A 10,587-nucleotide genomic window follows, 5' to 3' on the forward strand; every position below is an offset into this window, starting at 1 on the left:
CGTTCTCATAATCGCATGATAAAAAGCGAATAGAATTGGCATTTGAATGAAGATTGGTAAACAACCGGCTAATGGATTTACACCATTTTTTTGATATAACTGCATCATTTCCTGTTGTAATTTTTGCTGTGTCGCTTGATCTTTAGAACTATATTTCTCTTTTAACTTCACCATTTCTGGTTGTAACGATTGCATTGCTTTCGTACTCTTCGTTTGTTTAATCATTAACGGTAATAATGCAAAACGAATAATAAGAGTTGTAACAACGATTGCTAAACCGTAATTACTACCAAATAAGTTGGCAAAATACGTAATTAACTGAGAAAGCGGGTATACGAAATATTCATTCCAAATTCCAGTACTTTTCGGTGTAATCGGCTGATTGACTTCACTACAGCCAGTAGCAATTGCCATTAATGCAATAACCATGGCTAGTAAACCTATTTTCTTTTTCAAAGCCTGCTCCTCCTTGTTTCGGTATGTATATAGTGTAATTCATTTCCTTACGCTACTTTTTTATTCTTTTCATACCAGAGCGTTTAAAGACATGAATTAAGCTTTTCTTCAATTCTTCATATGTCATCTCTGCACAAGGCTTCCTTGCTATTATAACAAAATCTTTTCCAGAATCTATCTCATCTTTTAATTCTGTGATCGACTGGCGAATCATACGTTTAATTCGATTACGCACTACTGCATTTCCTATTTTCTTGCTGACAGATAGGCCAATACGAAAGTTTGGCTGTTCTTCTTTATCTAGTTGATAGACAACAAATTGACGATTTGCATTCGATTTTCCTTTTTGAAAAACCGTCTGGAATTCATCATTCTTTTTTATACGATGTTTTTTCTTCATATCAATTGACACTCCTGTAGTTCATCAGCGGAAATTCACTATTATTAGAAAAAAAGACCACTGAACGATCAGTGGTCTACGCAGATAATACTTTTCTTCCTTTACGACGACGAGCTGCTAGCACTTTACGTCCGTTCGCTGTGCTCATACGGCTGCGGAAACCATGTACTTTGCTGCGCTTACGTTTATTTGGTTGGTAAGTTCTTTTCATTATATGACACCTCCCTGAGGAATATCTGTTAAAGACAGTCTTATAAATTATAGTTAATCAACTAGGAAAATGTCAATGGTTCTAGAAATTTTCATCAAATATTCATTTTGAACCTATTCACATACTTTTTCACAGACGCTATATTTCCTTGTGGATAAATAATTTTTCTTGTTTTTTATATCCACAAACTCTTTTCGTACTTTTACACAGTATATCGTGTTGTGGACAAGTTTATTCCACAAGGTATTGATTTTGTGGATAACTTTCTTAATTTCATTGCTATAGCTACTTTTTTTTGATATTATAGTTGTGTTTTCACTTTGAATAAGTTTTCCACATCTTTATCTTATCCACAATTTGTGCATAACATGTGGACAGTTTTAATCACATGTGGGTAAATGATTATCCACATTCGCTTTTTTTGTCGAAAACCCTATCTCATATACAAACGACGTTTTTAGGTTTTAAAATACGTTTCGTATAAATATACATTTTATATTTATTTAGGTTGTACATTTGTTGCGCAACCTTATTCTTTTACCATCTTAGTAAAGGAGGGACACCTTTGGAAAACATCTCTGATTTATGGAACAGCGCCTTAAAAGAACTAGAAAAAAAGGTCAGTAAACCAAGCTATGAAACATGGTTAAAATCAACGACCGCACATAATTTAAAGAAAGATGTATTAACAATTACGGCTCCAAATGAATTCGCCCGCGATTGGCTAGAATCTCATTATTCAGAGCTAATTTCGGAAACACTTTATGATTTAACAGGGGCAAAACTAGCTATTCGCTTTATTATTCCCCAAAGTCAAGCTGAAGAGGAGATCGATCTTCCTCCTTCTAAACCGAATTCAGCACAAGATGATTCTAATCATTTACCACAGAGTATGCTAAATCCAAAATATACGTTTGATACGTTTGTTATTGGCTCTGGTAACCGTTTTGCTCACGCTGCTTCATTGGCCGTAGCCGAAGCGCCAGCTAAAGCATATAATCCCCTCTTTATTTATGGGGGAGTTGGACTTGGAAAGACCCATTTAATGCATGCAATTGGTCATTATGTAATTGAACATAACCCAAATGCCAAAGTTGTATATTTATCATCAGAAAAATTTACAAATGAATTTATTAATTCTATTCGTGATAATAAAGCAGTCGATTTTCGTAATAAATACCGCAATGTAGATGTTTTATTGATAGATGATATTCAATTTTTAGCGGGAAAAGAACAAACTCAAGAAGAGTTTTTCCATACATTCAATGCATTACACGAAGAAAGTAAACAAATTGTAATTTCCAGTGATCGGCCACCAAAAGAAATTCCAACTTTAGAAGATCGTCTTCGTTCTCGCTTTGAATGGGGACTCATTACGGATATTACGCCACCAGATTTAGAAACACGAATTGCAATTTTGCGCAAAAAAGCAAAGGCTGAAGGACTTGATATACCAAATGAGGTCATGCTTTATATTGCAAATCAAATCGATTCAAATATTCGTGAACTAGAAGGTGCACTCATCCGAGTTGTAGCTTATTCATCTTTAATTAATAAAGATATTAATGCTGATTTAGCAGCTGAAGCACTTAAAGATATTATTCCAAATTCTAAACCAAAAATTATCTCCATTTATGATATTCAAAAAGCTGTCGGAGATGTTTATCAAGTAAAATTGGAAGATTTCAAGGCGAAAAAGCGAACGAAATCAGTTGCCTTTCCTCGCCAAATTGCAATGTATTTATCACGTGAACTGACAGACTCCTCCTTACCTAAAATAGGTGAAGAATTCGGTGGACGCGATCATACAACCGTTATCCATGCTCATGAAAAAATTTCTAAGCTACTTAAGACGGACACGCAATTACAAAAGCAAGTTGAAGAAATTAACGATATTTTAAAGTAGTAGCTGAATAGTGTGAATAACTTTCCTTGTTTTACGCACAGTCTATCCACATGTAGATAGACTGTTTTTACATCCTTTAACGGGGTTATCCACATATCCACAAGCCCTATTACTATTACTACTATTTTTTATCTTTATTAATTAAATAAAATCTTATACTTACCGGAGGTTTTTCTTTATGCGTTTTACAATACAAAAAGACTATCTTGTAAGAAGTGTACAAGATGTAATGAAGGCAGTTTCTTCTCGTACAACAATTCCGATCCTTACGGGGATTAAAGTTGTCGCTACGGAAGAAGGAGTTACATTAACAGGAAGTGATGCTGATATTTCGATTGAATCTTTCATTCCAGTTGAAGAGAATGGAAAAGAAATCGTAGAAGTGAAACAATCAGGAAGTATTGTTTTACAGGCTAAATATTTTAGTGAAATTGTAAAAAAATTGCCTAAAGAAACTGTAGAAATTTCTGTGGAAAATCATTTGATGACAAAAATAACTTCTGGAAAATCAGAGTTTAATTTAAATGGTTTAGATTCTGCAGAATATCCATTGTTACCACAAATTGAAGAACATCATGTTTTTAAGATTCCAACGGATTTACTTAAACATATGATTAGACAAACTGTATTTGCAGTTTCCACTTCTGAAACAAGACCAATCTTGACAGGTGTAAACTGGAAGGTATATAACAGCGAACTAACTGGCATTGCTACAGATAGTCACAGACTAGCTCTTCGAAAAGCGAAAATCGAAGGCATTGCAGATGAGTTCCAAGCAAATGTTGTTATTCCAGGAAAAAGTTTAAATGAATTAAGTAAAATTCTAGATGAGTCTGAAGAAATGGTAGATATCGTTATTACGGAGCATCAAGTATTATTCCGTACAAAACATTTATTATTCTTCTCAAGATTGTTAGAAGGAAATTACCCTGATACAACTCGCTTAATTCCAGCGGAGAGCAAAACAGATATTTTTGTAAATACAAAAGAATTTTTACAAGCAATTGATCGTGCATCTCTTTTAGCAAGAGACGGTCGTAATAATGTTGTAAAATTATCAACTTTAGAGCAGGCAATGCTAGAAATTTCCTCGAATTCACCAGAAATCGGAAAAGTAGTAGAAGAAGTTCAATGTGAAAAAGTAGATGGGGAAGAGTTAAAAATATCTTTTAGTGCAAAATATATGATGGATGCACTAAAAGCATTAGATAGTACTGAAATTAAGATTAGCTTTACTGGAGCAATGAGACCATTCTTAATTCGTACAGTAAATGATGAATCCATTATTCAATTAATTTTACCGGTTCGTACTTACTAAGTAAGAAATAAGGGTTGCTAGTTTTCAGATGCTAGTAGCCCTTATTTGATTTTTGGGTATTACTTTCCTAATGCTAGTTTATTTAGTACAATGAAAGAATGAACACTTTCAGAAAGTGAGCGATTTTATGAAACGTATTAAAATTTCAACAGAGTATATTACACTAGGGCAATTTTTAAAGTTAGCCGATGTAATTGATACAGGTGGCGCTGTAAAATGGTTTTTACAAGAATATGAAGTGTACGTGAATCAAGAACTTGAAAATAGAAGAGGTCGCAAACTATATGCGAACGATATTATTGAAATTCCAGGAAGCGGAAGTTTCCAAGTTCAGTCATAAAGGGGGAGCCCTTTGTTTATTTCAGAAATACAATTAAAAAACTATCGCAATTATGAAAAGTTAGAGCTTTCCTTTGAAGATAAGGTAAATGTAATTATCGGCGAGAATGCGCAAGGGAAAACGAATTTGATGGAAGCTATTTATGTTTTAGCGATGGCGAAATCTCATAGAACCTCTAATGATCGCGAGCTTATCCGTTGGGATGAAGATTTCGGTCAAATTAAAGGAAAGCTACAAAAGAGAAATAGTTCTTTGTCTTTGGAATTAAATATCTCGAAAAAAGGTAAAAAGGCAAAATTAAATCAACTTGAACAACAAAAATTGAGTCAATATATTGGCGTGATGAATGTTGTCATGTTTGCCCCAGAAGATTTAAATCTTGTAAAAGGAAGCCCTCAAGTAAGAAGACGCTTTTTAGATATGGAATTAGGCCAAATAGCTCCGGTCTATTTGTATGAACTGAGTCAATATCAAAAGGTGCTCACACAACGAAATCACTTGCTAAAAAAGATGCAAGGGAATAGTAAGAATGAGGAAACGATGTTGGATGTATTTACACTTCAACTTATTGAGCATGGTACAAAAATTTTGCAAAAACGCTTTGAATTTTTGCATTTACTACAAGAATGGGCAGCTCCAATTCATCGTGGTATAAGCCGTGGGTTAGAAGAATTAGAAATTGTCTATAAACCGAGTGTAGATGTATCAGAATCAATGGATTTGTCGAAAATAAAAGAAGTATACTATGAAAGTTTTCAATCCGTGAAACAACGTGAAATTTTCCGTGGTACGACTTTAATTGGTCCTCATCGTGATGATTTACAATTCTTCGTTAATAGTAAAAATGTTCAAGTCTTTGGTTCGCAAGGACAACAACGAACGACCGCACTGTCCCTAAAATTAGCTGAAATTGAATTGATTTACTCAGAAGTTAAAGAATATCCGATTCTTCTATTAGATGATGTATTATCAGAATTAGATGATTATCGTCAATCGCATCTGTTAAATACAATTCAAGGAAAAGTGCAAACATTTGTGACAACGACGAGTGTCGACGGAATTGAACACGAAACATTAAAAGAAGCGAAAACAATTCATGTAACGAACGGCACGGTAGATTGTGAAATAGATAGGGCGTAATCCCTGTTTAAATGGAAAAGTAGGTGATCTTTGTGTCAATGGAACAAAAGCAAATGCAAGAAAATTCATATGATGAAAGTCAAATACAGGTACTTGAAGGACTAGAAGCAGTTCGAAAACGCCCTGGTATGTATATTGGATCTACAAGCGGAAAAGGACTTCACCATCTTGTATGGGAAATCGTCGATAATAGTATTGATGAGGCACTTGCAGGGTACTGTGATGAAATTAACGTTAGTATCGAAGAAGATAATAGTATTCGTGTAACGGATAATGGACGTGGTATTCCAGTTGGTATACAAGAAAAAATGGGACGTCCTGCTGTAGAAGTTATTATGACCGTTCTTCATGCTGGTGGTAAGTTTGGCGGCGGCGGTTATAAAGTTTCTGGTGGTTTGCATGGTGTTGGGGCATCTGTAGTAAATGCCCTATCAACAGAACTAGAGGTATTTGTACATCGTGAAGGTAAAATCCATTATCAAAAATACGAAAGAGGTATTCCGGTTGCGGATTTAAAAGTCATTGGTGACACAGATCAAACAGGAACGATAACTCGATTTAAACCAGATCCAGAAATTTTTCAGGAAACAACAGTATACGAATTTGATACGCTCGCAACTCGTATGCGTGAATTAGCATTTTTAAATCGTAATATTAAATTAACAATTGAAGATAAACGTGAACATAAGCAAAAGAAAGAATTCCATTATGAAGGTGGAATTAAATCATACGTCGAGCATTTAAATCGCTCAAAACAACCAATCCATGAAGAACCTGTATATGTAGAAGGATCAAAAGATGGTATTCAAGTTGAGGTTTCCTTACAGTATAACGAAGGATATACAAATAATATTTACTCATTTACGAATAACATTCATACGTATGAAGGTGGAACACATGAAGTAGGGTTTAAAACAGCTTTAACTCGTGTGATTAACGATTATGGACGTAAAAATAGTATTTTAAAAGATGCAGACAGTAACTTAACGGGTGAGGATGTTCGTGAAGGTTTAACTGCAATTGTATCAATTAAACATCCAAACCCACAATTTGAAGGACAAACGAAGACGAAACTTGGGAATAGTGAAGCAAGAACGATTACAGAGTCTGTGTTTTCAGAGGCATTTGAAAAGTTCTTACTAGAAAACCCGAATGTTGCACGAAAAATCGTAGAAAAAGGTACGATGGCAGCACGTGCACGTGTTGCAGCGAAAAAAGCGCGTGAATTGACACGCCGCAAGAGCGCATTAGAAGTTTCAAGTTTACCTGGTAAATTAGCAGATTGCTCTTCGAAAGATCCAGCAATTAGTGAAATTTACATTGTAGAGGGTGACTCTGCCGGTGGATCAGCAAAACAAGGGCGTGATCGTCACTTCCAAGCGATTTTACCGTTAAAAGGTAAAATTATTAATGTTGAAAAAGCAAGATTGGATAAAATTTTATCTAACGATGAAGTGCGTACAATTATTACTGCAATTGGTACGAACATTGGCGGCGATTTTGATATCGAGAAAGCTCGTTATCATAAAGTTATTATTATGACGGATGCCGACGTAGATGGTGCGCATATTCGTACCCTATTATTAACGTTCTTCTATCGTTATATGCGTCAAATTATTGAACATGGTTATATCTATATTGCACAGCCACCATTGTTTAAAATACAACAAGGTAAAAAAATTCAATATGCTTATAATGAAAAAGAGCTTGAAAAGATTTTAGCTGAATTACCAGCTCAACCTAAGCCTGGTATCCAACGTTACAAAGGTTTAGGAGAAATGAACCCAACCCAGCTTTGGGAAACGACAATGGACCCAGAAGTGCGTTCATTACTTCAAGTTTCCCTTCAAGATGCAATTGAAGCAGATGAAACATTTGAAATTTTAATGGGGGATAAAGTAGAGCCACGTCGTAACTTTATCCAAGAAAATGCAAAATACGTGAAAAACCTTGATATTTAAATGAGTAATGACAGGAATCTGAGTATTCCTGTCTTCTACATATAAATCAATGTATGTGTAACGGAAATGTAAGAGGAGGTGCTCGTTGATGTCAGACAATCAACAACAAGCACGAATTCGAGAAATTAATATTAGTCATGAAATGCGTACCTCATTTTTAGATTACGCAATGAGTGTTATCGTATCTCGTGCATTACCAGATGTTCGTGATGGATTAAAACCTGTGCATCGTAGGGTTTTATATGCGATGAATGATTTAGGAATTACGGCTGATAAAGCGTATAAGAAATCAGCACGTATTGTTGGTGAAGTAATCGGTAAGTATCACCCTCATGGTGATTCAGCTGTTTATGAAACAATGGTACGTATGGCGCAAGATTTCAGTCAACGTTATATGCTTGTTGATGGGCATGGTAACTTTGGATCTGTCGATGGAGATTCAGCGGCAGCAATGCGTTATACAGAAGCAAGAATGTCTAAAATCTCTATGGAATTAATACGAGATATTTCAAAAAATACGATTGATTATCAAGATAACTACGATGGTTCTGAAAGAGAGCCGATTGTATTACCAGCGCGTTTTCCTAACTTACTAGTAAATGGTACGACAGGTATTGCAGTTGGTATGGCAACGAATATTCCGCCGCATCAACTTGGCGAAGTAATTGATGGCGTATTGGCATTAAGTCATAATCCCGATATTACTATTGCAGAATTAATGGAGTGCATTCCAGGACCAGATTTCCCAACGGCAGGTTTAATTTTAGGAAGAAGTGGTATTCGTAGAGCTTATGAAACAGGACGCGGTTCTATTATACTTCGTGCTAAAGTTGAAATTGAAGAGAAGTCAAATGGCAAACAATCTATTATCGTAACGGAACTACCTTATCAAGTAAATAAGGCGCGATTAATTGAAAAAATTGCAGAATTAGTTCGCGATAAGAAAATTGAAGGTATTACAGATTTACGTGATGAATCAGATCGAAATGGTATGCGTATTGTTATGGAAGTACGTCGTGATGCCAATGCTAATGTATTATTAAATAACTTATATAAACATACAGCACTTCAAACAAGTTTCGGTATTAACATGCTGTCTCTTGTAAATGGAGAGCCGCAAGTACTGAACTTAAAACAAAATTTATATCATTACTTGGAACATCAAAAGGTAGTAATTCGTAGACGTACAGCTTATGAACTAGAAAAAGCAGAAGCGCGTGCTCATATTTTAGAAGGATTACGAATTGCCTTAGACCATCTGGATGAAGTTATTACATTAATTCGTAGTTCGAAAACAGCGGAAATTGCAAAGCAAGGTTTAATGGAACGTTTCGGCTTAAGTGAAAAACAAGCGCAAGCTATTTTAGATATGCGTTTGCAACGTTTAACAGGTTTAGAACGCGAAAAGATTGAACAAGAATATCAGGACTTAATGAAGTTAATCGCTGAATTAAAAGCAATCTTAGCAGATGAAGAAAAGGTTCTTGAGATTATTCGTGAAGAATTAACGGAAGTAAAAGAGCGCTTCAATGATAAGAGACGCACAGAAATTACAATTGGTGGTATGGAGTCTATTGAAGATGAAGACTTGATTCCAGAACAAAATATCGCCATTACGTTAACTCATAATGGTTATATTAAGAGGTTACCAGCTTCCACGTATAAAACACAGAACCGTGGTGGACGTGGTGTGCAAGGAATGGGGACAAATGATGATGATTTCGTAGAGCATTTATTAACTACTTCTACGCATGATCATATTCTATTCTTCACTAATAAGGGGAAAGTATACCGTACGAAAGGATATGAAATCCCAGAGTATAGTCGTACAGCGAAAGGTATACCTATTATTAACCTATTAGGTGTAGATAAGGGTGAATGGATTAACGCCATTATTCCAATTCGTGAATTTGGTGACGATGAATTCTTATTCTTCACAACAAAACAAGGTATCTCTAAGAGAACACCACTTTCATCATTTGCAAATATCCGTACAAATGGTTTGATTGCAATCTCTCTTCGTGAAGAGGATGAAGTAATATCTGTACGTTTAACATCTGGTGATAAGGATATTATTGTAGGAACAAGCAATGGTATGTTAATTCGTTTTAACGAGCAAGATGTGCGTTCTATGGGACGTAATGCGGCTGGTGTAAAAGCAATTACATTAGGTGAAGAGGATCAAGTTGTAGGTATGGAAATTGTCGAAGAGGATGTAAATGTTTTAATTGTAACGAAAAATGGTTATGGAAAACGTACGCCGATTGATGAATACCGTCTACAAAGCCGTGGTGGTAAAGGTCTGAAGACTTGTAATATTACAGATAAAAACGGTAAATTAGTAGCTGTTAAATCTGTAACAGGTGAAGAAGATATCATGTTAATTACAGCGGCAGGTGTTATTATTCGTATGCCAGTTGATCAAATCTCTCAAATGGGACGTAATACACAAGGTGTTCGTCTAATTCGATTAGAGGATGAACAAGAGGTAGCGACAGTAGCAAAAGCACAAAAAGATGATGAGGAAGAAACGAGCGAAGAGGTTTCTTCAGAAGAATAAGAGGGGAGATATCTCCCCTCTTTATTTTTTTATAATAATACTTGCATAGGGAAGAGAAAGTCTATATAATAGGCAGAGTCAGCAAATGAGAGATACAAGTTATCGAAAAAACTTGTTGACGAAAATAATATACTATGATATATTATAAAGGTCGCTGAAACGCGATGTTGAACTTTGAAAACTAAACGAAACAAACAACGTGAAACGTCAATTTTTATTTTAGATGCTAGACAAACTAACTTTATTGGAGAGTTTGATCCTGGCTCAGGATGAACGCTGGCGGCGTGCCTAATAC

General features: G+C 35.3%; 9 protein-coding genes. 6 read left to right on the forward strand and 3 right to left on the reverse strand.

Going from position 1 to position 10,587, the window contains the following annotated elements:
* The 3 genes from yidC to rpmH form a co-directional block, all read right to left on the reverse strand.
* On the reverse strand, window positions 1–456 hold a 456-nt coding region (gene yidC / locus MR083_RS24925; RefSeq protein WP_242269999.1), incomplete at its 3' end, for a membrane protein insertase YidC.
* A gap of 52 nt (window positions 457–508) precedes the next feature.
* On the reverse strand, window positions 509–856 hold the full coding sequence (gene rnpA / locus MR083_RS24930; RefSeq protein WP_000726627.1) for a ribonuclease P protein component: 348 nt from the start codon (window positions 854–856) through the stop codon (window positions 509–511).
* Window positions 857–932: 76 nt separating this feature from the next.
* Complete coding sequence (gene rpmH, locus MR083_RS24935; protein WP_000831901.1) at window positions 933–1,067, reverse strand: 50S ribosomal protein L34; 135 nt, start codon at window positions 1,065–1,067, stop codon at window positions 933–935.
* A 565-nt stretch (window positions 1,068–1,632) separates the two neighbouring features.
* Between rpmH and dnaA the strand changes: the two genes are divergently transcribed.
* The 6 genes from dnaA (at window position 1,633) to gyrA (ending at window position 10,292) form a co-directional block, all read left to right on the forward strand.
* Entirely contained in the window at window positions 1,633–2,973 is a 1,341-nt protein-coding gene (dnaA, locus tag MR083_RS24940) for a chromosomal replication initiator protein DnaA (protein WP_000428025.1), read from the forward strand.
* Window positions 2,974–3,151: 178 nt separating this feature from the next.
* Complete coding sequence (gene dnaN / locus MR083_RS24945) at window positions 3,152–4,291, forward strand: DNA polymerase III subunit beta (RefSeq protein WP_242270000.1); 1,140 nt, start codon at window positions 3,152–3,154, stop codon at window positions 4,289–4,291.
* Window positions 4,292–4,418: 127 nt separating this feature from the next.
* A complete protein-coding gene (gene yaaA / locus MR083_RS24950) occupies window positions 4,419–4,631 on the forward strand; it encodes a S4 domain-containing protein YaaA (RefSeq protein WP_000821367.1) in 213 nt (70 codons plus the stop codon).
* 12 nt (window positions 4,632–4,643) lie between these two features.
* A complete protein-coding gene (gene recF / locus MR083_RS24955; RefSeq protein WP_000470750.1) occupies window positions 4,644–5,771 on the forward strand; it encodes a DNA replication/repair protein RecF in 1,128 nt (375 codons plus the stop codon).
* A gap of 38 nt (window positions 5,772–5,809) precedes the next feature.
* Window positions 5,810–7,732, forward strand: coding sequence for a DNA topoisomerase (ATP-hydrolyzing) subunit B (gyrB, locus tag MR083_RS24960; RefSeq protein WP_000435991.1), 1,923 nt, complete (start codon window positions 5,810–5,812; stop codon window positions 7,730–7,732).
* Between the two features lie 88 nt (window positions 7,733–7,820).
* Window positions 7,821–10,292, forward strand: a complete 2,472-nt coding sequence (gyrA, locus tag MR083_RS24965; protein WP_001282851.1) for a DNA gyrase subunit A — start codon at window positions 7,821–7,823, stop codon at window positions 10,290–10,292.
* Window positions 10,293–10,587 lie beyond the last annotated feature (295 nt).

Source organism: Bacillus cereus group sp. BfR-BA-01408 (assembly GCF_022663305.1).
Taxonomy (GTDB): Bacteria; Bacillota; Bacilli; order Bacillales; family Bacillaceae_G; genus Bacillus_A; species Bacillus_A pacificus.